At 65.8% G+C, this 25,193-nt stretch carries 25 protein-coding genes; 12 read left to right on the top strand and 13 right to left on the bottom strand.

The annotated features are described in order from the left end of the window. Positions 1–471, bottom strand: a complete 471-nt coding sequence (locus IC762_RS03045; protein ID WP_195787183.1) for a MarR family winged helix-turn-helix transcriptional regulator — start codon at positions 469–471, stop codon at positions 1–3. Between the two features lie 128 nt (positions 472–599). Continuing rightward, the gene (locus tag IC762_RS03040) at positions 600–989 is read right to left on the bottom strand and encodes a hypothetical protein (protein ID WP_246801405.1); all 390 of its coding nucleotides are present in this window, start codon (positions 987–989) and stop codon (positions 600–602) included. Between the two features lie 336 nt (positions 990–1,325). Here IC762_RS03040 and IC762_RS03035 point away from each other — a divergent pair, with 336 nt between their 5' ends. The 4 genes from IC762_RS03035 (at position 1,326) to IC762_RS03020 (ending at position 6,249) form a co-directional block, all read left to right on the top strand. Next, positions 1,326–2,678: a substrate-binding protein gene (locus tag IC762_RS03035; RefSeq protein ID WP_195787182.1), complete on the top strand. Its 1,353-nt coding sequence runs from the start codon at positions 1,326–1,328 to the stop codon at positions 2,676–2,678. Positions 2,679–2,787: 109 nt separating this feature from the next. Further along, on the top strand, positions 2,788–3,663 hold the full coding sequence (locus IC762_RS03030; RefSeq protein ID WP_195787181.1) for a branched-chain amino acid ABC transporter permease: 876 nt from the start codon (positions 2,788–2,790) through the stop codon (positions 3,661–3,663). Between the two features lie 10 nt (positions 3,664–3,673). Then, complete coding sequence (locus tag IC762_RS03025) at positions 3,674–5,554, top strand: branched-chain amino acid ABC transporter ATP-binding protein/permease (RefSeq protein WP_195787180.1); 1,881 nt, start codon at positions 3,674–3,676, stop codon at positions 5,552–5,554. Next, the gene (locus IC762_RS03020; protein ID WP_195787179.1) at positions 5,551–6,249 is read left to right on the top strand and encodes an ABC transporter ATP-binding protein; all 699 of its coding nucleotides are present in this window, start codon (positions 5,551–5,553) and stop codon (positions 6,247–6,249) included. Before IC762_RS03025 ends, IC762_RS03020 begins: the two co-directional genes overlap by 4 nt. 260 nt (positions 6,250–6,509) lie before the next feature. Here the strand turns inward: IC762_RS03020 and IC762_RS03015 are convergent, their stop codons facing one another. Beyond that, positions 6,510–7,652, bottom strand: coding sequence for an ISNCY family transposase (locus tag IC762_RS03015; protein ID WP_210338412.1), 1,143 nt, complete (start codon positions 7,650–7,652; stop codon positions 6,510–6,512). Between the two features lie 199 nt (positions 7,653–7,851). Continuing rightward, entirely contained in the window at positions 7,852–8,277 is a 426-nt protein-coding gene (locus tag IC762_RS03010; RefSeq protein WP_195789971.1) for an HIT family protein, read from the bottom strand. Positions 8,278–8,381: 104 nt separating this feature from the next. Here IC762_RS03010 and prmC point away from each other — a divergent pair, with 104 nt between their 5' ends. Together prmC and IC762_RS03000 are read left to right on the top strand one after the other, a co-directional pair. Then, positions 8,382–9,272 (top strand): peptide chain release factor N(5)-glutamine methyltransferase, encoded by an 891-nt coding sequence (gene prmC / locus IC762_RS03005; protein ID WP_195787177.1) that lies wholly within the window; start codon positions 8,382–8,384, stop codon positions 9,270–9,272. A gap of 475 nt (positions 9,273–9,747) precedes the next feature. Further along, positions 9,748–10,497, top strand: a complete 750-nt coding sequence (locus IC762_RS03000; RefSeq protein ID WP_195787176.1) for a DUF4167 domain-containing protein — start codon at positions 9,748–9,750, stop codon at positions 10,495–10,497. Between the two features lie 431 nt (positions 10,498–10,928). On the opposite strand, the gene IC762_RS02995 is transcribed toward IC762_RS03000, so the two are convergent. Next, entirely contained in the window at positions 10,929–11,663 is a 735-nt protein-coding gene (locus tag IC762_RS02995; protein ID WP_195787175.1) for a class I SAM-dependent methyltransferase, read from the bottom strand. A 126-nt stretch (positions 11,664–11,789) separates the two neighbouring features. Between IC762_RS02995 and gloB the strand changes: the two genes are divergently transcribed. Further along, positions 11,790–12,557 carry a hydroxyacylglutathione hydrolase gene (gloB, locus tag IC762_RS02990; protein WP_195787174.1) on the top strand — a complete coding sequence of 256 codons (768 nt, stop codon included), beginning with the start codon at positions 11,790–11,792 and terminating at the stop codon, positions 12,555–12,557. Then, positions 12,554–12,991 (top strand): cupin domain-containing protein, encoded by a 438-nt coding sequence (locus tag IC762_RS02985; RefSeq protein WP_195787173.1) that lies wholly within the window; start codon positions 12,554–12,556, stop codon positions 12,989–12,991. The genes gloB and IC762_RS02985 overlap by 4 nt, the downstream gene beginning before the upstream one ends. Before the next feature lie 86 nt (positions 12,992–13,077). Here IC762_RS02985 and yddG read toward each other — a convergent pair whose 3' ends face one another. The 3 genes from yddG to IC762_RS02970 all read right to left on the bottom strand — a co-directional run bounded on the left by yddG (position 13,078) and on the right by IC762_RS02970 (position 16,331). After that, positions 13,078–13,950 carry an aromatic amino acid exporter YddG gene (gene yddG, locus IC762_RS02980; protein ID WP_195787172.1) on the bottom strand — a complete coding sequence of 291 codons (873 nt, stop codon included), beginning with the start codon at positions 13,948–13,950 and terminating at the stop codon, positions 13,078–13,080. A gap of 245 nt (positions 13,951–14,195) precedes the next feature. Further along, complete coding sequence (phbB, locus tag IC762_RS02975) at positions 14,196–14,921, bottom strand: acetoacetyl-CoA reductase (RefSeq protein WP_195787171.1); 726 nt, start codon at positions 14,919–14,921, stop codon at positions 14,196–14,198. A 231-nt stretch (positions 14,922–15,152) separates the two neighbouring features. Beyond that, complete coding sequence (locus IC762_RS02970; protein ID WP_195787170.1) at positions 15,153–16,331, bottom strand: acetyl-CoA C-acetyltransferase; 1,179 nt, start codon at positions 16,329–16,331, stop codon at positions 15,153–15,155. Positions 16,332–16,643: 312 nt separating this feature from the next. On the opposite strand from IC762_RS02970, the gene phaR reads away from it, so the two are divergent. After that, positions 16,644–17,237, top strand: a complete 594-nt coding sequence (phaR, locus tag IC762_RS02965; protein WP_195787169.1) for a polyhydroxyalkanoate synthesis repressor PhaR — start codon at positions 16,644–16,646, stop codon at positions 17,235–17,237. Between the two features lie 123 nt (positions 17,238–17,360). Here phaR and IC762_RS02960 read toward each other — a convergent pair whose 3' ends face one another. Beyond that, positions 17,361–19,070, bottom strand: a complete 1,710-nt coding sequence (locus tag IC762_RS02960; RefSeq protein WP_195787168.1) for a putative bifunctional diguanylate cyclase/phosphodiesterase — start codon at positions 19,068–19,070, stop codon at positions 17,361–17,363. A gap of 232 nt (positions 19,071–19,302) precedes the next feature. Here IC762_RS02960 and IC762_RS02955 point away from each other — a divergent pair, with 232 nt between their 5' ends. Then, positions 19,303–19,584, top strand: a complete 282-nt coding sequence (locus tag IC762_RS02955) for a hypothetical protein (RefSeq protein ID WP_195787167.1) — start codon at positions 19,303–19,305, stop codon at positions 19,582–19,584. A gap of 13 nt (positions 19,585–19,597) precedes the next feature. On the opposite strand, the gene IC762_RS02950 is transcribed toward IC762_RS02955, so the two are convergent. From IC762_RS02950 to mtgA, 3 genes are all read right to left on the bottom strand, one after another. After that, positions 19,598–20,227 (bottom strand): hypothetical protein, encoded by a 630-nt coding sequence (locus IC762_RS02950; protein WP_195787166.1) that lies wholly within the window; start codon positions 20,225–20,227, stop codon positions 19,598–19,600. Positions 20,228–20,392: 165 nt separating this feature from the next. Further along, complete coding sequence (rpmF, locus tag IC762_RS02945) at positions 20,393–20,578, bottom strand: 50S ribosomal protein L32 (RefSeq protein WP_021077536.1); 186 nt, start codon at positions 20,576–20,578, stop codon at positions 20,393–20,395. A 156-nt stretch (positions 20,579–20,734) separates the two neighbouring features. Beyond that, complete coding sequence (gene mtgA, locus IC762_RS02940; protein ID WP_195787165.1) at positions 20,735–21,406, bottom strand: monofunctional biosynthetic peptidoglycan transglycosylase; 672 nt, start codon at positions 21,404–21,406, stop codon at positions 20,735–20,737. Between the two features lie 186 nt (positions 21,407–21,592). On the opposite strand from mtgA, the gene IC762_RS02935 reads away from it, so the two are divergent. Together IC762_RS02935 and IC762_RS02930 are read left to right on the top strand one after the other, a co-directional pair. Further along, on the top strand, positions 21,593–22,513 hold the full coding sequence (locus IC762_RS02935; RefSeq protein ID WP_195787164.1) for a polyprenyl synthetase family protein: 921 nt from the start codon (positions 21,593–21,595) through the stop codon (positions 22,511–22,513). A 20-nt stretch (positions 22,514–22,533) separates the two neighbouring features. Next, complete coding sequence (locus tag IC762_RS02930) at positions 22,534–23,211, top strand: DUF1345 domain-containing protein (protein ID WP_195787163.1); 678 nt, start codon at positions 22,534–22,536, stop codon at positions 23,209–23,211. An 11-nt stretch (positions 23,212–23,222) separates the two neighbouring features. Here IC762_RS02930 and IC762_RS02925 read toward each other — a convergent pair whose 3' ends face one another. Further along, positions 23,223–25,103: a caspase family protein gene (locus tag IC762_RS02925; protein ID WP_195787162.1), complete on the bottom strand. Its 1,881-nt coding sequence runs from the start codon at positions 25,101–25,103 to the stop codon at positions 23,223–23,225. Positions 25,104–25,193 lie beyond the last annotated feature (90 nt).

The raw sequence follows: 25,193 nt of genomic DNA, 5'->3' as shown, positions 1-25,193 counted from the left end.
TCAGTGCTCGCTGGGCTGCGGGGATGCCTTCAGCGCTCGGCGCAGCGCCGGGCTCGCGGCGCGGCGCAACTCCTCGATGTTCTTCCGCGACAGCGCCTGCAGCTTCCGCTCGCCCTTTTGCGTCAGCCTGAGCTGAACCCGCCTTCCGTCCTCGGGATCGGCGACCCGGCTGATCAGCCCGAGCTTCACCATGCGGTTGACCAGCTCGACGGCGGAGTGATGCCGGATCAAGAGAAACCGCGCGACGTCGCCGACGGTCGCAGGTCCCGGACTGACGAATCCCTTGATGCCGAGCATCGCCTGATGCTGCTGCGGCGTCAGTCCGGCCTGCCGCGCCCCCTGCTCGCTGAAGGCGAGAAACGCCCGCAACCGGTAGCGAAATCGCGCCAGCGTCGCATAGTCGACCGTGTCGGCCGCACCACCGCGCTTCGCGGTCCCGGCCGTCATCCGTCGCTGCTTTGGTCGTGGCATGCACGCGTCCCTAGGCCGATCCGCCGGTTGGCAAGGTTACCAAGCAGCGGTGGCGCAAACCACCCCGGGATACCACCGCCCGCTCGTTTTCAACGCGCAGAGTGTCGCAGCGGACCGGCCGGACACCCTCACGTCGGGGGCAATTGATCGTAGCCCGAGCTCAGGATTTTCAGGAGGACGATCTGGAAGGCCACCGGGATCCGCGGGCTGCGGCGGCGGATCGACTTCTCCAGCGCCTCGGTGATCTCGCTCTTGGTGAGGCGGCCGGCCGACGCGCGCTCGATCAGGCTGCCCCAGACTTCCGACAGCGATTTGCCGGCGTGATACGGCGAGGGGATCGTGACGCCGCGCGACTGCGCCCAATCGACGATCTCGCGCCCGGTTCGCTGGCCGCAATTGCGCGCGGTCGCAAGGTGCTGCGCGGTCAGCCGGCGCAGCAGTTCGTCCGGCGGCGTCCAGCCGGTCTTCGGCGGCACCTCGTCGAGCAGCTCCGCCGCCAGCTCCTTCAGCACGTTCATCGCACGGCCGCTCAAGGCACAAGGCTGCGCGGCGGCGTCTCCTGCCGCCACGCCTCCGTCAGGACCGTCCTCCCGTGTCGCGCCTTCCCGGATCATCGCCATTAACTATCGAACGTGCGTCCGCGCGGCAATGCGTCGAAATATCGTTGACCGATATTAATCGTATCGTAGGCCGACATGATTCGACGAAAGTGACATTGACTAAATGTGCCGCTGGGGAATTGTAGCGGCGACAGGTTGCCGCAGCGCAGCCGGCGCACCTTGCGGCCGATCGCCCCGATCCGCCGAGGTCTGTTCATGTGCGCCAATAATCGATCATTTGGAGGATACCGAGCGATGAGCACCAAGGAGTTTCGGCCGGGCAGCGCACTGAACGTTTCGCGTCGCACCCTGCTGCAGGCCAGCGCCGGCCTGATCGGCAGCTCGGTGCTGCCGGCCGCGGTCTCGCCGGCCTTTGCCGAGGACAAACCGGCGATCGGGACCTATCCCGCCGGCTCGTCGGGCTCATCGGTCTTCATCGGCATCTCGGTGCCGCGCACCGGCACCTATGCGGTGCAGGGCGAGGACGAGCTCAAGGGCTACCAGCTCGCGATCGAGCACATCAACAGTGGGCACGACCTGATCAAGAAGATATCGCCGAAGACCACCAAGGGCGTGCTCGGCAAGGAATTGAAGTTCGGCGTCGCGGATTCCGCGGCCAAGCCCAACGAGGCGGTGCAGGCGCAGCAGCGCTTCATCAGCGAGAACAAGGCCGTGATGATCACCGGCGGCACGTCGAGCGCGGTTGCGGTCGCGCTCAACAAGCTGGCGCAACGCGAGAAGGTAATCTTCGTCTGCGGCATTTCCGGCTCCAACGACACCACCGGCAAGGACTGCGTGCGCTACGGCTTCCGCCAGAACCTGTTCGGCCAGACCGCCGCGGCCGCGATCGCGCCCGTGATGATCAAGGAGTTCGGCAAGAACAAGAAGGCCGCTTATCTGACGCCGGACTACACTTACGGCCACACCGTCACCAAATCGATGCAGGACTTCCTGGCCCAGGCGGGCTGGACGACGGTCACCAACCAGGTCTCGCCGCTCGGCGCGCCCGACTACTCGTCCTATCTGCTCAACGTCGCGAACTCCGGCGCCGACGTCCTGATCAACGTCAACTGGGGCCACGACGCGGTGCTGTCGACCCAGCAGGCCAAGCAGTTCGGCGTGCTCGACAAGATGAAGCTGGTCGTGCCCTACCAGGTGCCGTTCATCGCCCGCGAGACCGGCGGCCTGATGCAGGGCGTCTACGCCGCGACCGACTATTGGTGGACGATCGAGGACAAGTATCCGCTCGCCAAGATGTTCAACGAAGCCTTCAACAAGAAGTTCGGCTACCAGCCGGAATGGGGCGCCGAGAACGCCTATGTCAGCTTCGCTCACTGGGCCCGCATGGTCGAGGCGGCCGGCAGCTTCTATCCGCCCGACGTCATCAAGGCCTATGAGAAGGGCGAGACCATCCCCTCGCTGGTCGGCGACGTCCACTATCGCCCCGAGGACCATCAGTGCGTCCGCCCTGTCATCATCGTCAAGGGCAAGATGGAAAAGGACATGAAGAACAAGGAGGACTATTACGACATCGTCGAAATCGTCCCCGGCGACGGACTGATGCAGAAGCCCGACGCATTCGGCTGCCAACTCGGCGACTACACCTGATCAGACGTGGGAAACTCGGCGCCGTGGGCGGGACAACCCGTTCCGCGGCGTCGTTTTGTGTCAGACTGCGCGCGACGACTTTCATCGAGCGGACATGTGAGCTGTCGCAATGATCAACTGGCCTAATTTCGTCTCGCAACTGTTCAACGGCCTGGCGCTCGGCGCGCTGCTGGCGCTGATCAGTTCCGGACTGACGATCATCTACGGCACGCTCGGGGTGCTCAACCTCGCCCACGGCGCCATGTTCATGATCGGCGGCTACGCCGGCTACGTGGCCTACAGCTACACCGGCTCCTTCATCGTCGCTGTGATCGCGGGATCGCTGTTCGTGATGCTGCTCGGCATCGCGATGGAGCGCCTCATCATCCGCCACTTCTACCACCGTCCGCATGAGGACCAGTTGCTGGTCACCTTCGGCCTCGGCATCTGCTTCGTCGAGATCGTGCGGCTGATCTTCACCAGCCAGTCGCAGCTCGTGCCGCCACCGGCGATGTTGCAGGGCATCACCTCGCTCGGCTTCCTGTTCTACCCGACCTATCGGCTCGCGGTGGTCGGCATCGTCGCGGTCGCGCTCGGCGCACTGTTCATCGTGCTGTACCGTACCCGGCTCGGCATGATCGTGCGCGCCGGCATCGAGGATTCGGTGATGGTCGATTCGCTCGGCATCAACGTCTACCGCGTCTTCATGATCGTGTTCGGCATCGGCGCGATGGCCGCGGGCTTCGCCGGCATCGTCAATGCGCCGGTGGTGTCGCTGACGCCCGGCGTCGGTGACGACATCCTGGTCGAGACCTTCGTGGTGGTGGTGATCGGCGGCGTCGGCTCGTTTCCCGGCGCCATCCTCGGCGGCCTGATCGCCGGCGAGATCATCAGCGTCACCTCGATGTTCAACCCCGGTTACGCCTACGTCATGCTGTTCGCGGCGATGACGCTCGTGCTCGTGCTCAGACCGCACGGCCTGCTCGGCACGCAGGGCCGCGAATGACGGATTTGCAATGCTGAAACAGCGCCCATTCCTGATCGAGACCCTGACGGCAGTCGGCCTGATCGCCGCCCCCTTCGTGCTGCCATGGCTCGGCTTCGCGCCCAACACGGTCAACCGAATCCTGGTCTGGGGCCTGTTCGGCCTCGGCTTCGACATCCTGTTCGGCTTCACCGGACTGTTGTCGTTCGGCCAGTCGGCGTTCTACGGCACCGGCGGCTTCGTCGCGGCCTGGCTGTTGACCCGCGCCGGCTTTCCGAATGTCGTGCTGGCGCTGATCATCGGCATGATCGCCGCCGCTGCCACGGGCTACCTGATCGGCCTGATCGCGCTGCGTCGCACCGGCATCTACTTCGCGATGATCACGGTCGCGATCGCCGAGGTGTTCTTCTTCGTCGAGTTCAATCCGCTGTCGGACTTCACCGGCGGCGAGAACGGGCTGCCGGGTGTCCCGACCCCGAGCTTCAATCTCGGCTTCACCACGCTGCATTTCACCACCGGCTGGTCGCTCTACCAGTTCCTCGCGCTGTGCTATTTCATCGGAGTCGTCGTCGCGCTGCGCATCGTGCGCTCGCCGGTCGGCGCCATCTTCAACGCGATCCGGGACAATCCGCTGCGGGCGACCGCGGTCGGCCACAACATCCACGGCTACAAGCTGACCGCCTTCGTGATCGCCGCCGCCTATGCCGGATTCGCCGGCGGGCTGCTCGGCGTGCTGCAGGCGTTCATGCCCCCCGACGCCTTCACCTTCGACACCTCCGGGCAACTCGTGATGCAGACCGCGATCGGCGGCCGCGGCACGCTGTTCGGACCGCTGGTCGGCGCCGCGGTCTGGCTGTCGCTGCAGGACTTCCTGCAGGCGGCGCTCGGGCTCGGCGCGGCCTGGAAGCTCGTGCTCGGCGTCGTGTTCGTGCTGCTGGTGTGCTTCCTGCGCCGCGGCATCATCGGCGGCCTCGTCGACCTCTACGGGCTCCTGAGCGGCCAGCACCGCGCCAGGGCGCCGGAGCAGGACGCCGCGCAGTCCGGCGCGACGGCCGAGGACGAGCAACGCGCCGCGAAGGTCGATCTCGCGCAGGAGATCGCCGCGGCACCGATGCCGGCCGATCCGCGTCCCGACAACAACCCGTCCGGCCCGATCCTGCAGGCCAGGGGCCTGACCAAGCGCTATGGCGGCCTGCTCGCCAACAGCAACATCGACTTCACGGTCAATCATGGCGAGCTGCGTGGCATCATCGGTCCGAACGGCGCCGGCAAATCGACCTTCTTCAAGATGCTGACCTGCGAGGTCGCTCCGACCTCGGGCACCATCACCTTCGCCGGCCGCGACATCACCGGGATGAGCGTCACCGACGTCTGCCAGCTCGGCCTGACCAAGAGCTACCAGGTCAACCAGCTGTTCGCCGGCCTGACCGTGCGCGAGAACCTGGTGATCGCGGCGCTGTCCGGGTTGCGCGGAAAATTCCGGCTCGACCTGTTCCGCAGCATCGACGGCATTCCCGGCCTGTCCGAGCGCGTGCAGCACACGCTCGAACTGGTCAACCTCGCCGCGCGGCCGGACACGCCGGTCGCCGAGCTCGCCTATGGCGAGAAGCGGCGCCTGGAGATCGGACTGGCGCTGGCGACCTCGCCGAGCCTGCTACTGCTCGACGAACCCTTGGCCGGCATGAGCCCGCGCGAGCGCGTCGAGACCGTGAAGCTGTTGAAGTCGATCAGCCGGGGCCGCACCATGATCATCATCGACCACGACATGGACGCACTGTTCGAGCTCGCCGAACGCGTCACCGTGCTGCAGGAAGGCCGCGTGCTGGTCGAAGGCACGCCCGACGAGATCAAGAACAACGCGACCGTCCAGGAAGCCTATCTCGGCGGCGTGCATGGAGACCTCGCCGCATGAGCCTGCTCGAGGTCAACGGACTGAACAGCTATTACGGGGATTCCCACATCCTGTTCGACGTCTCGCTGCGCGTGGAGCGCAACGAGGTGGTCGCGTTGCTCGGCCGCAACGGCGCCGGCAAGAGCACGACGCTGAAGAGCCTGATGGGCGTGGTGACGCCGCGCGCCGGCTCGGTGATGTTCGACGGCGCCGAGATAGCAGGCAAGAAGAGCCACAAGATCGCCCAGGCCGGCATGCAGCTGGTGCATGAAGAGCGTCGCATCTTCGGCAGCCTCAGCGTCGAGGAGAACCTCGTCATCGCCGGGCTGACCGCCTCAAAGCGCTGGCCGCTCGATCGCATCTACGAGATGTTCCCGCGCCTGAAGGAGCGCCGCGGCAATCGCGGCACCGACCTCTCCGGCGGCGAGCAGCAGATGCTGGCGATCGCGCGCGCCCTGGTGCGCGATCCCAAGATCATCCTGCTCGACGAGCCGTTCGAGGGACTGGCGCCGGTGATCGTGCGCGACCTGATGAAGGCCTGCCGCGATCTCGCCGCGGCCGGACAGACCATCGTGCTGGTCGAGCAGAACCTGGCGGCGACGCTCGCGCTCGCCCAGCGCATCTACATCATCAACAACGGCCACATCGTCCACGAGGGGCCGGCGCAGGAGATCAAGGCGCAGCCCGAGGTCCTGCAGCGCTATCTCGGGGTTTGAGGCAACCGCGAAGGCGCTGCGCTCCCGCGAGTGCAGGGGCGCGCCGGCAAAATATCGAAAAACAACCCCATGCAAAGGAGCCGGCGGCTGCCGGCGCTCGACACGGCCACGCTCAGCACGGCCGCTGTCGATAGCTAATTGAGTTGGCCGGTTTTGGTAGCACATCAAATGTCCGCTTCGTCTGCTTTTGTTCTCGTGTGGGCGGGGTGGGCAAGTCGCAGACTTGTCCATGCCGTCCACAGGCTCGCCGCCGAGCGGATTTAAGCGGCAATCGGTATGTCCACGGCCGCGCCGCTGCGGTCATAGCGACCGAGACAACGCGGGCCGTGGAAGATGGCGTGGGTGCCGTCGTGGTACTGACGGACCTTGACCCGCGCCTTGACGAAATGCGCGCGCAAAGGACTCTCCGGGATCTGCAACTTCAAGCGGTTGAACGACACGCAATTGTCGTTGCCGACCTGCCTCTCCTCCTGCACGCAAAGAATCTCGCCGAGATCGATACCCGCAATCGCGACGAAAGCGCTGCCGTCCTGCTCGGGCTTGATGGCAAAACGGGCGTTGTGGGCCGGCAGGTAGACCTCGCGAATAAATAAATTGGCGGCCTCCACCGTGGCGATCCCGGCCAATGCCAGCTCCTTGGTCAGCCGGTCTTGCAGCGTCTGAAAGACACGCTCGGAACGGCCCCGCGCTTGCGGCGAATAAGCCGCGATATGTTCGACACCCAGATGTGCCAGCGCCCGGCCGACCTGGGTCAGCGCCACGCGATCGACCGCGCCGCCAGCCGTCGCCGTCTGAAAGTAATGCGAGCCCCGATCGGTGTAGAGGCTCAATGGCAGGCCATGCCGGCCAAACACTTCCTCCAGCGCGCGGAAGGTCGAGCCGGTACCTTCTTCCTCGACGAGGAACGCCGAATAGATTGCGCTCGTCGCGTCATCCAGGGTCACGATCAGATCGAACATCGGCTGCCCTTCGAGCCATTGATGCCGCGATCCGTCCTGATGCAGAAGCATCCCCGGTAACGGCCGGCGCGGACGCTTGCGTCGGTGTGCGCCGCGGCGGCGGGCCTTCTTCAGAAGCCCCTTCGACTGCAGGAAGGTCTTGGTCCAGGTGTAGCTCCAATTGAAGCGATGATCCTTCACCAGATGCTCGTGAAAATGCTTCGCCGTGAAGCCGGCGTAGCGCGTGCGATAAAGCGCTTCCACCTCGTCTGCACAGTCAACCGGAACCCGCCGGCCGGAAGCCTTGCCGAGCCGACGATCCAGCAACCCCGCCTCGCCGTCCTCTTCGTAGCGCTGACACCACCGCCGAAACGTCCGTTCACCGACACCCAAAAGCTCCGCTGCTTCCAACTGGTTGAACTCCAAAGCCTCGTACCGGCCCAAAATGTCCAGAAACTTGATCATGCGCACACCCTGAAGGGCTTCCGTCCGGCGCATCACATGCCCCTCCAAAGGGCACGAGAATTACCGGACAGATCGTGTGCTACGTAAACCGGACATATCGTGTGCTACCGACACGCTCAGCACGGCCGCTTGACACGTCGGGCAACTCAGCGTTATCATTCCAATATTCCGAAATCGTGCGAGCTGCGCTTGCAACGGCTCAGCCGTCCAGGGCCGCGACCATCCGCCGGGCGTGCTCGGCGAGCACATCCATGTCCTGCTTGTGGGTCTGGGCCGGCAGCAGCGCGACGCCGGTCTTCACCGGCATCACATGCATGTGCAGGTGGAGCACCACCTGGCCGCTGGCGGGCTCGCTGAACTGCTGGATGATGATGCCGTCGGCACCGAAGGCTTTTATCGCTGCGATCGCGATGCGCTTGGCTGTCCGCGCCACCGCGGCAAGATCGTCCTCTGCAATATCGAGGATGCCGCGCGCCGGCGCCTTCGGAATCACCAGCGTGTGTCCCGGCGACCGCGGCATGATGTCGAGGAAAGCGAAAGTCCGGTCGGTTTCATCGACCTTGAAACTCGGAATCTCGCCGCGCAGGATTTTCGCGAAGACATTCTGGTCGTCATAGGCGGTCATGGTCGCGGCTTCCGGATCGACACGTTCGGCCATCACCGTGCGCGCCGCCTGGATACGGTGCAAGTGATATCGACGCCGCGGCGGCCATCGGCTAACAACCCGCCATGAGCGAACCCGCAGAGCGTGGCAGCCAGACCGTCGAGCGTGCCAGGCGCGCCCTTGCGGCGCGCCTGAGGGCCGATGGCAATGGCTCCGCCGAGCTCGACGCACGGCTGCTGGTCGGCGCGGCACTCGGCCTCGACCTGACCGGCATGATCACCGCGACGGCGCGCACGCTCACGCCCGCCGAGACGGATCGCCTCGAAGCGTTCGCGCAGCGCCGCATGGCGGGCGAGCCGGTCGCGCGCATTCTCGGCATGAAGGAGTTTTGGGGACTGCCGCTACAGCTCTCCGCGGCAACGCTGGTGCCACGACCGGACACCGAGACCGTGGTCGAGCGCGCGCTCGAGCTGATCCGCGCCGGTGGCGCGACCGAGCGCGCCTTGCGGATCGCCGATCTCGGCACCGGCACCGGCGCGATCCTGCTCGCACTGCTTTCGGAGCTGCCGCACGCCGTCGGCTTCGGCACCGACATTTCGGAGCAGGCGCTGCAAACCGCGCGAGAGAACGCCGAGCAGCTCGGCCTTGCCGACCGCGTCACGTTCGTCCGCTGCGATTATGCGATGGGGCTGGCCGGCCCCTTCGACCTCATCGTGTCGAATCCGCCCTATATCCGCTCCGCCGACATTGCCGGCCTGACGGTCGAGGTGCGTGACCACGATCCTTCGGCTGCGCTCGACGGCGGCGCCGACGGGCTCGACGCCTACCGCGCGCTGATTGCGCAATCGGCGCCACTTCTGGCGCCGTATGGGGCGCTGGTCGTCGAGGTCGGCCAGGGCCAGGACGGCGACGTTGAAGCCTTGATGACGGCTTCCGGCTTATCCCCAACAGGACCGCCCAGGGCCGATCTCGGGGGCATCCCAAGGGCGGTTTCCGGCCGCCCTTTGCCCCGATAAAGTCCTATTGGAACGCAAAAAAACCTCTTGGAATATCCCCCGGGAACGACTACGTTCCGCTCACAACATCGGTGCTGGCCCCGTAGCCTACGGGTGATGACCAGGGTTCTCCAAGAGAGCCCGCCGATCAAAAGGTTCCACGACCGCAGGTCATATTGAGCGCAAGAGCTGAAGCTGTGCTGCTCGCGACCGCCAAGCGAACGAAAGCCTGTTATTGCGCTTGAAGACTTACGTGAGAGAACTGAGCCTGTTTCGACGGGCGGAATGATTTGGTCGCTGGCGGAGCCGCCGGCGGTTGGGGAACGCGTCCTTGTTGCACGCGATTTTGCTGAACGAGATGGTCGGCGACATCGAAGCCAATTCGAACGGTAGCCAATTCGAACGGTACTTGCGATTCCGTGCGCGCGGTTGCGTGCCCGAATCGAACCAGGCAGTGAACGGCAAATAACTTCAGGGCTGGAATAAAAGGCGACAGATGAGAAACGGTCAGAACAACAAGCGGATGCGTAACCGGAATAACAATAACAACAACAATAACAACAATAACCGGCGCGGCCAGAATCCCCTGACTCGGGTGTACGAATCGAACGGTCCCGACATCAAGATCCGCGGCACGGCCTCCCATGTGGCCGAAAAATACGTTCAGCTGGCGCGCGATGCGCGCTCGTCCGGCGATCCCGTCGCGGCCGAGAATTACTATCAGCACGCCGAGCATTATTTCCGGGTCATCGCGGCCGCCCAGGAGCAATTCCGGCAGAACCAGCAGCAGCCGCGTCCTGATGCAGAAGTCGCGGTCTCCGACGACAGTGATGACGACGGCGACGGCTATTCGAGCTTCGGCCAGGAGCCGGGCTTCGTGCCGCAGCCGTTCGCACGCGAGAACGGCCAGCCGCCGTATCAGCGCGAGCAGCAGCAGCCGCGCGAGCATCGCGAGCGGGAGCACCGTGAGCGCGAGCATCGTCCGCAGCCGCAATATCAGCCGCAGCCGCAACCGGCGAATCAGCCGCAGCCGGTGCTGGCCGATGCCGGCGGCGTCGATCGCCTGCCCTCCTTCATCACCGGCGGCGCGCAGCCGCAGGTCAACGGCGCCTTTGAAGGCAATGGCGGTGCAGAACGCAGCGAGCGTGGCGAGCGCTTCCCGCGCCGGCGCCGCCGCCCGCACGGCCCGCGTGCCGACATGGCCGCGCCCGCGCCGAGCGAGGACTTCAATCCGGGCAACGAGTAAGCAGCACGCGCAATCACCCTCCCCTGGAGGGGGAGGGTCGACGCGAATGCAATGAGCGGCGGGGTGGGGTGAAGGTCTCTCGCATCGGGCAGTGCCCGTGTTGAGAGACCTTCACCCCACCCCGTTGCGCATTCCGCTTCGCTGCATGCGTAACGACCCTCCCCCTCCAGGGTAGGGCTATCGCATATGGGGATCACGCAGCGAACTCGGCGCAGTTGGTGTGGTCCTGGCCCTCGCCACAAACTCGTCATGCCCGGGCTTGTCCCGGGCATCCACGTCTTCGTTTCTAGGGCGGGGAAGACGTGGATGGCCGGGACGAGCCCGGCCATGACGATGTGGGAACGTCAGTGCCAGATTTCGCGCAAGGCATATGCGATTGCCCTCCCCCTCCAGGGGAGGGTAACAAGATCGTCCACGACGCCCCTTTCCCTTTAGCTGCGTGCCCCGGTCGATGACGGCACCAGCACCGGCTGCAGCGACGGGATCAGCCGCGTGCGCTCGCGATGGGCGGGGATCGCGCGATAGACCTGCTTGCTCGCTTCCACGATATGCACGCCGGCGAACGGCATCGACAGCGCGGCGCCGACGCGCTCCCACGCCATCGCCGAGCGCAGAAACCAATTGCCTTGCACCGGCGGCATGAACAGCGCCTCGCCCCATGCCGTCGGCGTGAACCAGGTCTGCCGCAACAGCTGGGTGATCTGCGCGCGCGAATACGGCCGGCCATGGCCGAACGGCGTGTTGTCGGTGCGGGTCCACACCCCGCGCCGGTTCGGGATGATGGCGATCAGCCGCCCCGACGGCGCCAGCACCCGCCACACCTCGCGCAGCAGCCGCTCGGGATCGTCGGACATCTCCAGCGCATGCACCAGCAGCACGCGGTCGACCGTGGCATCCTGCAGCGGCATCGAGAACTCGTCGATCAGGGTCGCCAGCGCCGGCCGCCCGGTCGGCCATTTCAGGACGCCCTGGGCCGCCGGCATGAAGGCGATGCAGCGCTCGCAGGTCTCGCGGAACAGGCCGAGATAGGGCGTCGGGTAGCCGAGCCCGAGCACCCGCTGGCCATCCGCATGGGGCCAGCGCTCGCGGATGCCGCGGTTGATCAGCTGCCGCGCCACGATGCCGAGGCGCTGCGAATAGAAATCCCGGAGGTCGATGACGTCCATGGCCCCAATCTACCATGCCGCCTCAAGCCGCGGCGCGCGGAAATTTGCGTTGCCGCGGGAGCGTTAACGCCATATTTCATCCCCATATTTGGCGTGTTCCTCGCCGCTGCAATTCGTGGAGATATCATGGCCGCCGAAATTCGTACCTTCACCTGCCTGACCGACAATTTCGGTTACCTGATCCACGATCCCGCAACCAAGGCGACGGCGTCGATCGATGCGCCGGAGGCAGCCCCCATCATCAAGGCGCTGGAGCGCGAGGGCTGGACGCTGACCGACATCCTGATCACCCATCACCATGGCGACCATGTCGGCGGCGTCGCCGAGCTGAAGCAGAAATACGGCTGCCGCGTCGTCGCGCCGCACGACAAATCGGCGAAGATCGCCAATGTCGATCTGCGCGCCGCCAATGCTGACGTGATCAAGATCGGCAGCCTGCTGGCGCGCGTCGTCGAGACGCCCGGCCACACGCTCGACCATATCTCCTACGTGTTCGACGGCGAGAAGGCGGTGTTCGCCGCCGACACGCTGTTCTCGATCGGCTGCGGCAGGGTGTTCGAGGGCAACTATCCGATGATGTGGGATTCGCTGTTGAAGCTGCGCGCGCTGCCGGACGATTTCCGGCTCTATTGCGGCCATGAATACACGGCCTCCAACGTCAAGTTCGCGCTCACGGTCGAGCCCGACAATGCGGCGCTGCAGGCCCGCGCCGCGGAGGTCGCAAAGCTGCGCGCCGAGAACAGGCCGACCGTGCCGACGCTGCTCGGCGAGGAGAAGCAGGCCAACGTGTTCCTGCGCGCCGACGAGCCCGCGGTCGCCGCCAAGCTGCACATGAAGGGCGCCGACCCGGCCCAGGTGTTCGGCGAATTGCGCGAGCGCAAGAACAAGTCGTGACGGCCAAGCACTCGGCGGCCGAGATCATCGCGCGGCTCGCGCTCGCGCCGCATCCCGAGGGCGGGCATTATCGCGAGACGTTTCGCGACCAGAACAGCGACTGCCGCGGACGCGCCGCGTCGACCGCGATCTATTTCCTGCTGGCGCGCGGCGAGCGCTCGCACTGGCACCGCATCGACGCCGTCGAGGTCTGGCATCATTATGCCGGCGCGCCGCTGACGCTGCGGATTTCGCAAGACGGCCGTATGCAGCACCGCATCACGCTAGGCCCCGATGTCGCGGGCGGCGAACAGCCGCAGATCATCGTGCCGCCGGGCGCGTGGCAAGCCGCGGAAAGCACCGGCGACTGGACGCTGGTCGGCTGCACGGTCGCGCCGGGATTCGAGTTTGAAAAGTTCGAGCTGGCGCCGAGAGGCTGGGAGCCGACTTCGTAACCACCTTCGTAGGATGGGTGGAGCGAAGCGATACCCATTAACTTTCTATCCGCATGCGCGATGGGTTTCGCTGCGCTCTACCCATCCTACGTTCTTTTCCTCAACACCATGTCCTTCGCGGCGATCAGGCCGCCGCCGGCGATCAGGATCGCTGATATGGCGATGTTGGCGCTCGGCTTGGCAAAGCCGGCGAGGATCAGGAACGCGGTCGACAGCAGCGGCGTGGCGTAGGAGGCGGCACCGAGCACGCGGATGTCGCCGCGCTTCATGCCGATGTCCCAGGCAAAGAACGCGGCGCCCACCGGACCGATGCCGAGCGCGATCACGGCGAGCCATTGCAGCGAGGTCGCGGGCCACACCGTGGTCTCGAGCATCCCGTGCATGAGGGCTGCGAGCGCCGCGGTGGCCAGGCAGAAGCCAGCCACCGCATCCGTCGGCACCGCCTTGAGCCGGCGCGACATCACCGAATAGGATGCCCAGACGAAAGCCGCGACGAAGGCTGCCGCAAATCCCGGGATCTGCGCGGTCGTGAAGCTTCCGGTATTGCCGGCGAACAGCAGCACCGTGCCGAGCAGGCCAAGCACTGCGCCGATGACGTGATGGGCGGCGAGCTTCTCCCCCGGCAACAGGGACGAGAACAGCACGATCAACAGCGGCCAGAGGTAGTTGAGCAATCCTGCTTCCGCCGGCGGCGCGAAGCGCAGCGCCAGGAAGTACAGTGCGTGATAGCCGAACAATCCGCCGACGCCGACCGCCCAGGCCACCAGCGGCTGCTTCAACGCGCCGAACGCCGAGGGGCGAAACAGGAAGCTTGTGAAAGCGACCGCCGCGCCGATCGCGAACGTCATGGCGGCGAGCTGGAACGCCGGAATCGTGCCGGTCGCAACCGTCATGACCGACAGCAGCGACCACATCAAGATGGCGGTCAGTCCGACGAGGGTGGCAGTTCGGGGGGTCATCGTCTTGTCATTGCGAGCCAAGGGGTCGGCGCCAGGACATCGCTCTGTCACCGTCATCCTGAGGTGCTCGCGCAGCGAGCCTCGAAGGATGCACGGCCCCGCGCCTCCGCAAGAAGGGACCATTCATGCGGAGAGATCGGGGCCGCCGATCCTTCGAGACGCGCTACGCGCTCCTCAGGATGACGGATTACATTTCGGAGTGGCCGCCGACAACAACCTTGTCGATGCAATGACGGTCAAGACGACTACGCGTGATACTGGCCGCCATTGATGGTCAGCGTCGAGCCGGTGATGAAGCCGGCATCGTCGGCGGCGAGGAACACCACCGCGCGCGCGATCTCCTCGGGCTCGCCGAGGCGGTTGACCGGGATCTGCGGGATCACGTTCTTCTCCAGCACGTCCTTCGGCACCGCCTGCACCATCTCGGTGTTGATATAGCCCGGGCAGATCACGTTCACGGTGATGCCGCCCTTGGCGTTCTCGAGCGCGAGCGCCTTGGTGAAGCCGATGTCGCCGGCCTTCGCGGCGGAATAGTTGACCTGACCGAACTGGCCCTTCTGGCCGTTGATCGAGGAGATCGAGATGATGCGGCCGAACTTGCGGGCGCGCATGCCCTCGATCACCGGGCGGGTCATGTTGAACAGCGAACCGAGATTGGTGTTGATGACGGCGGTCCACTGCTCGTGCGTCATCTTGTGGAAGGCGGTGTCCTTGGTGATGCCCGCATTGTTGACGAGCACCTCGACAGGACCGAGATCCGTCTCGACCTGCTTGATGCCGGCCGTGCAGGCCTCGAACGAGGCGACGTCCCATTTGTAAACGGGGATGCCGGTCTCCGCCTTGAACTTCTCCGCCGCGGCGTCATTGCCGGCGTAGCTCGCCGCCACCTTGTAGCCCGCCGCTTTCAGCGCCTTGCTGATCGCAGCTCCGATGCCCCGCGTTCCGCCCGTCACCAATGCAACACGTGCCATGTCCGTCTCCTCCTTGGCCGTCTTTTATAGCCGGAATTGCCCCCGGCCTTCGCACTCACTCACTTGGTTTGTTTGAGCATGATCTTTCCGGAAAACCGCTTCACACTCTTCCGGATCATGCTCGCGCAAAAACGAAAATGCCCGGCGCGAAGCCGGGCATCTTGTTTATCAGCTCGCGCCGCGGTTGACAGATGATCTTTTCATCACCTAACCCGCCCCGCTGCCTTTTGTTCAGTCGCGTGCAATGCACATCGCGATGCCCATGCCGCCGCCGATGCACAGCGTGGCGAGGCCCTTCTTGGCGTCGCGCTTCTGCATCTCGTGCAGCAGCGTCACCAGCACGCGGGCGCCCGACGCACCAACCGGATGGCCGATCGCGATCGCGCCGCCGTTGACGTTGACCTTGGCGGTATCCCAGCCGAGGTCCTTGTTGACCGCGCAGGCCTGCGCCGCGAATGCCTCGTTGGCCTCGATCAGATCGAGGTCGCCGATGCTCCAGCCGGCCTTCTTCAACGCGGTGCGGGACGCCGGGATCGGGCCGGTGCCCATGATCTTGGGATCAACGCCGGCCTGGCCCCATGAGACGATGCGGGCGAGCGGTGTCTTGCCGAGGCGGGCCGCTTCCTTGGCGGTCATCAGCACCACGGCGGCAGCGCCGTCATTGATGCCCGACGCGCTGCCGGCGGTGACAGTGCCGTCCTTCTCGAAGGCCGGCTTCAGCTTGGCCATCGCCTCGATCGTCGCGCCATGACGCGGATATTCGTCGTCGGCCACGACGATGTCGCCCTTGCGGGTCTTGATCGTGACGGGCGCGATCTCGTCCTTGAACTTGCCGGCCTTCTGCGCGGCCTCGGCCTTGTTCTGCGAATGCACCGCGAACTCGTCCTGCTGCGCGCGGGTGATCTGGTACTGCCGCGCGACGTTCTCGGCGGTGTTGCCCATGTGGTAGCCGTTGAAGGCATCCCACAGGCCGTCCTTGATCATGGTGTCGACCAGCTCGAAGCCGCCCATCTTGACGCCGCCGCGCAGATACTGCGCGTGCGGGGCCATGCTCATGGATTCCTGGCCGCCGGCGACGACGACCGAGGAGTCGCCGTTGAGCAGCGCCTGATAGCCGAGCGCCACCGTGCGCAGGCCCGAGCCGCAGAGCTGGTTGACGCCCCAGGCCGGGCTCTCCACCGGAATGCCGGCCGCGATCGAGGCCTGGCGCGCCGGGTTCTGGCCCTGCGCCGCAGTGAGGATCTGGCCCATGATGACTTCGGAGACCTGGCCGGGCTCGACGCCCGCGCGCTCAAGCGCCGCCTTGATCGCGATCGCGCCGAGGTCATGGGCGGGCGTGGTGGCGAACGCGCCGTTGAAGCTGCCGACCGGGGTGCGGGCGGCGCTGACGATGACGACATCGTCTGACATGGACATCTCCTGTGGTTGGGCTTGGATTTTTTCGACGGCGGGCAGCCGGACTGGCGGGCCTGTCTCTTGGTTGCATCCTGTTAAGCTAGTTATCGCGTGTCAATTGCGCAGTGGCCGAATTTGCGTGGCAGCGCACTCAAAATGACGCCCTTGGCCGTTTCCTGAGCAATAGCGATGCTTTGGAATTAACCGCATAGCACAAAACTCTAGCCGAACCGCTTTGAAAATGCTTACCTTTGCTGCGATGCGTTGCATTTAGCCCCGCGGCGATGCCGCCGGGTTCCAGGTTCTTCGGTGTTGAAGTGAGAGCCCATGGCAAAATCTGAACAACCGACCACGATCAAGAAATACGCGAACCGGCGGCTCTATAATACCGGTACGAGCACCTATGTGACGCTCGAAGATCTCGCGGCGATGGTGAAGGAGGGCGAGGATTTCCTCGTCTATGACGCCAAGACCGGCGACGACATCACCCGCTCCGTGCTCGCGCAAATCATCTTCGAGCAGGAGAACAAGGCCGGGCAGAACCTGCTGCCGACCACCTTCCTGCGCCAGCTGATCCGCTTCTATGGCGACAGCATGCAGATGGTGGTGCCGAAATATCTCGAGCAGTCGATCGAGACCTTGACCAGGGAACAGGAGAAGTTCCGCAAGCAGATCGCGGGCGCCCTGAGCGGCACGCCGTTTGCGCCGCTGGAAGAACAGGTCCGCCGCAACATGGAGCTGTTCCAGCAGACCTTCTCGATGTTCAAGCCGTTCGTGCCGCCGCGCGGCGGCGCCGAGCCGGAGAAGGTGCCGGAGCCCGCGGCCGACGAAGGCAGCAACATCGACGACCTGCGCCGCCAGATGAAGGACATGCAGGACCGGCTGGAACGGATGTCGCAGCCGGCCAAGAAGGACGAATAGGTTTTCGTCGTCAATTGGATTTCGTCATTCCGGGATGCGTCTCTTGGCGCAGGCCCGGAATCCATACACCCGATCGTAGATATGGATTCCGGGCTCTCGCTTGCGCGAGCCCCGGAATGACGGCTAACCCGCGGCCGGCACCGTCTTCTCCGCCTGGCCGCTCCACGGCCGGTCCGGCGACGCCAGCCCGATCAGGCGGCCCTGGATGAAGTCGCAGCCCCATTCGCGCAACATCGCGGCGGCTTCTTCGTCCTGCACCCATTCGGCCACCGTCTTGATCTCGAGCCGGCGCGCGAGGTCGATCAGGGTCTGCACGAAAGCGCGGTCGTCGGAGGAGCGCACGATGTTCTGCACGAAGGCGCCGTCGATCTTGACGAGATCGACGCCGAGCTTGCGCAGGTTGCGGAACGAGGTGTAGCCGGCGCCGAAATCGTCGATCGCGATCCGGCTGCCGAAGCTCTTGAGGCGGGTGATGAAGCCTCTGATATCGTCGATGTCCTGGATCGCGACCGTCTCGGTGATCTCCACGATCAGCCGTTCGCCGACGCCGGGATGCGCGCGCATCAGCGATTCGATCGTGGTCCACCAGTCCGGATCCATCGTGGTGTCGGGCGAGATGTTGAGGCTGAGCTGCACGCCGGGCGCGGCGGCGAGCTCGGCGATCGCAAGCTCCAGCACGCGGTGATCGACCAGCCGGATCAGGCCGAGCCGCTCGGCGACCGGCACGATGTCGGGCGCGAGCAGCGCGCGGCCGTCCTCCTGCTCCATCCGCACCAGGCATTCGTAGAATGCAGGCGCTCGCGAGAACGCATCGACCACCGGCTCGAAGCCGATCACGATGCGCCGCTCGTTCAGCGCGGTGACGATCTCGTCGGTGACGCGGATGTTGACGCGGCGCTGGGCGTCGCGCTCGACATTCGGCTTCCACAGCGCAAACGATCCGGCGCGCCGGCTCTTGGCGGCGTCCAGCGTCTCCTGCGCACGGTTGACCGCCTCCTCCGCGGAACGCGCGTGGCGCGGGATGGTGACGGCGCCGATCGAGGCCGTCACCGAGACCGGGCCGGATCTGGTCGGCACCACCTCGTCGCGCACCGCGGCCAGGAAGCGCTCGGCCGCGACATTGGTGTCGTCGACGGTGCAGTTGCGCAGGATCAGGCCGAACTTGTTGCCGGAGAAGCGGCCGAGCATGTCGCCATTGCGCAGCCGGGCGCGAATTCGCTTGGCGATCTCGGCGATCACGGCGTCCGCGACGTCGAAGCCGAAGGCATCGTTGACCCGCGCCAGATGATCAATGCCGATCAGCATGAAGGCACAGGAGGTGCGGAAGCGCGCGCACTCCTCGATGGTCTCGGCCAGCGAGGCGATCAGATGGGTGCGGTTGAGCTCGTTGGTCAGCGGATCGTGCCGCGACAGCTTCACCAGCTGCTCGTCGCGCGCGTGGCGCTCGTTGTTGACGCGGACGATGCCTTGCGCGCGCGCCGGCCGGCCGTCAGGCCCGGCAAACCAGCAGCCGGTCTCCTCGATCCAGATCACCGGTGCCGAGGTGACCGCGCGCACGCCGTATTCGATCCGGTAGGCGACGGGGTCGCCGCTCCGCACCGGCGCGCCGTGATGCGTCGACGCGGCCTGGTGGAGCGCCTCGGAGCGCACCGCGGGATGCGGCTCGATCAGCCTGGCAAGCTCCGCGCCGCTGGCGAGCGCCGCCGCGGGGATGTCGGGAAACACCGCCGCCGCATTGTCGCTCCAGGCGATCGCGTCGCTCGCCAGGTCCCAGGCGAAAGTGGCCTGGCCGAGCGCGGCGAGGATGCTGGCAGCTGGCGGGACAGGGGGCATCGAACTTGCCTCGATTTGGAACGTCTCCCGGATGATCCTGAGCCTGATTCCTGTGACCGAGGATACCGGTTCCGTCGAATCCGACGCTAGGTGAAGTTTATAAATAATCTGGAAACCACATTTGCGAGTGCCCGGGAACGGATCGCACCTCGCCGGCATGACGCTTGCCATATGGGGGTTGCAGAGGGACGCGATGTCCCAAAATGCGACGGTTCAACCGGGTTTGCGTACGATGCTCGATATCGATCAGACGGATGTTTGGGACGAGGTCACCGAGGAGCCGCGCGCGACTGGCGCGGACCTGGTGCCGTTGGCCGCGACCACCCAATGGGCGCCGAAGATCCCGCTGCCGCACGCCGACCCGTCATTCCTCACCCAGCTGATCGCCACCGCCGCGCATGAACCGCAGACCCGCGGCCTGCGGCGGGGATCGCCGGCCGACGCGCAGAGCGCCTACGGCCCGCACGCAAGCGAGCGCCGCAGCGTGACGCGGCGGACGCGGCAAGTGATCTAAGCGAGAATATCCGTCAGCGCGGTGGCGTGTCGGACGACGGCTGGCTGCCCGGCTGCAGATCGGGTGAAGCCACCGCCGGTGGCACAGGCTTCGGCGCGGGCTCGACCGCCGGCATCTCTATCGTCGGATAGATCGGCGCGGCCGGCGCAGGCGCTGCGGGAGCCGGTGCCGCGACCGGCGTGGGCGCAGGTGCAGCGGGAACGTGAGCCGCCGGGGCAGGCGCGGGCTGCGCAACCTCCGGCGCGGGCTCGAACTGGTTGCCACGCACGGCCAACGCCCGACGGCGCGTCCGCAGTGCGATGCCGGAGATGAAATCGACCAGCGCCAGCAGCACGAGCAGGCAATAGGTGGAATTGCCGAACTTCGACCACATCACGAATTCGGGCGCGGCCGCGCCGAACACGATCAGCGACAGCAGGTGATCCATCAGATATTTCGCACCGGGCCGTCCGCTCTTGATGACCTCGAGCAACAGCAGCAGTACGCCGATCGCGAGCAGCACGTCGTTCAACGTCACCGCCCACGGCGTGCCCGACATCAACGTCACCGTGACCAGCGGATCCGTGAAGGACAGGCTGGGCATCAGGAAGACGATGATGTTGTAGACCGCGAGCGGGATCAGCAGCAGCGGAAAACCGACCATCGGGCTTGCGCCTTTTCAGGGAGAGACCATGCAACACGGCGATGCATCGGCCTCGCCGCTGATACGCCCGTCATGACCGCACCTGTGGGGCCGAATTCAGGCGCGCAGCCCTTGAGCGCGACGAGATCGAGCAATCGTCATCGCGCGTGAGGGTCGAACGTCCGATCAGGACTCTTTCTTGGCCTTGAGGACCTGGCGGCCCTTGTACATGCCGGTCTTGAGATCGAGGTGGTGCGGACGGCGCAGCTCGCCGGAGTCCTTGTCCTCGACATAGGTCGGGGTCTTGATGGCGTCGGCCGAACGGCGCATGCCACGGCGCGACGGCGAGGTTTTTCTTCTGGGAACGGCCATGACGGTGTCCTCTAGGGTGTTGCGGAGGCATCGTCCGAAATGGGGACGGCTCAGCGCTTTGAGCGCGCAAGCTGCAATGCCGGTAAGGCCGCGCTTATAGAGGAAGGGATCGCGTAAAGCTAGGGCCGGATACAGCAAAAAGCGCCCGAAATCGGCTCAATAACGCTGATTTTCGCTCCAGCAGCGCTGAACGTTGTTGCCCCTCGCCATATAGGTCCCGGACAGCCGGCGCACCCCCGGCCCCGGGTTCCGAGCGCTCCGTTTGACCGGATTGGGCAGGATCGCCGCCAGCAGCGCCGCCTCGCGCGGCGACAGCGCGGCCGCCGACCGGCCAAAGGCATATTGAGCGCCGGTCTCGGCGCCGAACTGGCCGGACGGGCCCATTTCGGCGGTATTGAGGTAGATTTCCAGGATCCGCTGCTTCGGCAGCACGAAGTCGATCCACAGCGCCAGCGGCAGCTCCAAGCCCTTGCGGATGACGCTGCGGCCGTTCCACAGGAACAGGTTCTTGGCGACCTGCTGGGTGATGGTCGAGCCGCCGCGCGCCACCTCGCCGTCCTCGGCGTCGTTCATGACCTCGCGCAGCGCGCCCCAATCGACCCCGTGGTGCTTGCAGAAATGCGCATCCTCGGCGCCGATCACGGAGCGCGGCAGCGCCGGCGAAAACGCGCCGAAATCGATCCAGTGCCGCGTCATCGGGGCGCCGGTTAGGCTCCGCCATGCCATCAGCGCCGAGACCGGGTGGCCGGTGCGATAGAACGGCGTCACCAGATACGGCAGCAGCAGCAAGGCCAGCAAAATCAGCAACAAAATTCGGATGATGCGCAAAACGGAGGTTTCCCGGCTGGGATTAACGGCCCCGTGCGCCAGAGAGCGGCCGGCACCACCACACGTCTGTGGGATAATTCACGGTTTTTCCAGCACTTTTAAGGCGCGATCCGTCGCAGGGCGGAATTGACGAAGCCCGTCTCATCAACGATTGTCCGGCCGAAAATCGATCTGGAGCTATTCTTAATGACGACCGGTACTGCAGAGTTTGCCAAGCGGCTGGACCAGACCGCTGACGATACCGAGGCCCTGCTCGCAAAATTGCTGTCTGATGCGACCGAAAGCGACGAGATCGTGCGCCCGAAGCGGCTGATCGAGGCGATGCGCTACTCCAGTCTCGGCGGCGGCAAGCGGCTGCGGCCGTTCCTGGTGGTCGAGAGCGCCGCGGTGTTCGGCATCCCGCGCGAATCCGCGCTGCTGGCCGGCGCCGCGCTCGAATGCATCCACTGCTACTCGCTGATCCACGACGATCTGCCGGCGATGGACAATTCCGACCTGCGCCGCGGCCGCCCCACCCTGCACAAGGCCTATGACGACGCCACCGCGATCCTCGCCGGCGACGCGCTGCTGACGATCGCCTTCGACATCATCACCCGCGACGCGATCCACAAGGATGCCACTGTCCGCCTGCTCCTGACCCGTGCGCTGGCGCGCGCCTCCGGCATCGGCGGCATGGCCGGCGGCCAGATCCTCGACCTCGCCGGCGAAGGCCGCTTCGGCGACCGCGAGCCGGTCGACGTCGCCCGGCTGCAGCAGATGAAGACCGGCGCGCTGCTGCGCTTCGGCTGCATCGCGGGCGCGATCCTCGGCCAGGCCTCCGCGAAGGAATACCAGGCGCTCGACGATTACGGCAAAGCGCTCGGCGAGGCCTTCCAGATCGCCGACGACCTGCTTGACGTCGAGGGCGATGCGGCGGCGCTCGGCAAGCCGGCCGGCGCGGATGCCGCGCTCGGCAAGACCACCTTCGTCACCCAGCTCGGCATCGACGGCGCCAAGCAGCGCGTGCGCGACCTGTTGGCGCGCGCCGACGCCGCGCTGTCGGTGTTCGGCACCAGGGGCGACGCGTTGCGCGCGGCAGCCCGTTTCGTCGCCGAGCGCAAGAACTAGGCGCGGACACCGGCAGCAAAATGGACAAGGATTTCGCCGACCACCTTGTTCGTTTCCGCAAGCTGCCGATGCCGGTCCGCGTGGTCGTGGGCCGGCCACGCACGTTCTCCTCGATTGCGGTCGGCATCGTGGTGGCGCTTCTGGCGCCGGCGTCGCGCACCGTCTCGCACATGCTGGCGGGCTGGGATACTTTCGCTGCACTCTATCTCGTGCTCGCCTATGTGATGATGCTGCGCTGTGACACCGGCCACATCAAGCGCGACGCGATCGTCCAGGACGACGGCCGTTTCCTGATCCTGCTGCTCACGGCATTGGGCGCCTTTGCGAGCCTCGCCGCCATCGTCTCCGAGCTCGGCGTCGCCAAGAACGATCCAACGGCGCTCGCGATTGCCGTCATCACCATCGCGCTGTCATGGACGGTGGTGCATACCGCCTTCGCGCTGCACTACGCCCATGAGTTCTATCGCGGCAAGACGCCCGGCGGCCTGCAATTTCCGAGCGGCGACGAGCATGTCGAGGCCGACTACTGGGACTTCGTGTATTTCTCCTTCGTGATCGGGATGACCGCGCAGGTCTCCGATGTCGGCATCACCGACAAGGTAATCCGTCGCACCGCGACCGTGCACGGCATCATCTCGTTCGTGTTCAATACGGCGCTGCTGGCGCTGATGGTGAACATCGCGGCGAGCGCGATCTAATTGCAGTCGCATTAGTTGCACACCTGCACGTTCCCGGAGCCGGCAAAGGTCGGGATGCCGCCGCCGCCGCGGTATTCGATATGACAGCCGTGCGAGATCGGGCGGCAGCCGCCATTGTCGCAGACCACCTGGCCGCCACCACCTTCCGCTCGCGCACGGGCCTGCGGACGCCTGGTCTCCGCCGACGGGCCCTGTGGTTCACGTGTCGGATGGAAAGCACGGTCGCGCTCCCGCCGCGACGGGCGCTCGTCACGCCGGTACGGGCGTTCATCGTCGCTGTCGCGCGTGGCGACCGGCCTGCGCTCGCGCCGCTTCTCGCATTCATTGTCGTCGTTGAGATACGAGCCAGCGGCGCAGACGATCCTGCTGCAGCGCTCGCCATCGGCCCGATAGCCATGCTCGCAGACCAGCGGGCAGACTCTGGCCGGCTTCAGCTTGATGGCATCGAGCGTGTCGAGGCTTGCGGTCTTGACATCGAGTCTGGTGCCGGCATAGCGGTTGAACAGCGTCAGCGAGCGTTGCGAAGCCGCGTTCCAGTCACCATCGGCAGCACCGGCGAGGCAGCCGACCCGGCGCAATTCGGTCTGCACCGATTTGGCGACATCGGCCTGCGGCGAGCCGGCATCCAGCGCGGCCACAGTCGTGGGCTTGTCGACGGGCGCCGGCGCGGCCGGCGACGCGGCTGCGGCTTGATCGGCGGCAACAGCTTCGGCGGCAAGCCGCTTCTGCTCGGCGGCCGCGGCCTGTTGCTGGGCGATCTCCTTGGCCCTCTCGGCGGCGAGACGCGCCTGCTCGGCATCCTTCGCGTCGGCGTCGGCCTTGGCCTGCTGCGTCCGCTGCGCACCTTCAGACGCGAGCCGCGCGCGCTCCTGCTCTGCAAGGCGCGCCTTCTCGGTGGCGGCGACGCGGGCATCCTCGGCCGCGAATTTCTCCAGCTGCAGCCGGGCGAGGTTGGCGTAGAAGCCGTCCGGATATTGCGCGAGGAAGGCGTTCATCGCGCTCTTGTTGCCGACCTGCAGCGCCAGCTCGTAGTCGCGACGAGCCTCGGATCGCGACGCCGGCGCTGCCGCAGCGGGCGGGGCGGTCACCGGAGCGGGCTTGGCGGCTGCCGGCACCAGCGGCACGTCCTCGCCGCCGAGCGAGCCATAGACGAACGGCTCCTGCCGGTTGCTGGTGGTCTTCAGCACGTCGTCGCGGACGTAGCCGAAGGCGCGGCGCACATCGAGCCCCGGCGTCGGCAGGAATTTCGCCAGCGCCGTCGTGAACGGGCTGTTCTTGCCGTCGCCGTCCGCCGCGGTGGAACCGGCCTTCGCCGAATAGGCGATCAGCACGTTCGGACTGGTCGGCTCGACCTTGGCGAGGCCCTGCCCGATCGCGCGCGTTGCCAGCGTCCGCTTCATGGTCTTGGCAAACGGGTTGTCGCGGCAGGCATCGAGGATCACCAGCCGCAATGTCTTGACCGGCTCGATCGCGACCAGGATGCGGTCGAGCGACAGCGCCTCGTCGTAGACGTCGGTGTCGCGCTCCAGCCTGGCATCGACCGGAATCAGATAATTGGCGCCGTCGACCTCGATGCCGTGGCCGGCATAATAGACCACCGCGATATCGGCATCGCGGGCGCGGTCGGCGAATTCGCGCAGCGCGCGGCGGGTCTCGACGGCGGGCAGATCATGGCGGAAATCGACGAAATCGAAGCCGGCCTTCTTCAGCGTCGCGGCCATCACCGAGGCATCGTTGACCGGGTTCGCCAGCGGTGCCGTGTTCCGGTAGGCGGAGTTGCCGAGCACCAGCGCCACGCGCTTTTCGGCGAAGGCCGGCTGGCAGACCAGCAGCAGGAAGGCCGTGGCCGCGAGCACCAATCGATTCAATCTGAACAGCCGAGGCGCATTCATGGCGACCCTTCCACTTCTACGACAAGGTCCGACTACCAGAAGCTGCGGCCGGCCTGTGTGAGGTGCCTCACGCTCGCGATCGGAACCGAC

The organism is Bradyrhizobium genosp. L (assembly GCF_015624485.1).
In the GTDB taxonomy this organism is placed as follows: Bacteria; Pseudomonadota; Alphaproteobacteria; order Rhizobiales; family Xanthobacteraceae; genus Bradyrhizobium.
This window is presented reverse-complemented; position numbering and strand designations above follow the sequence as displayed.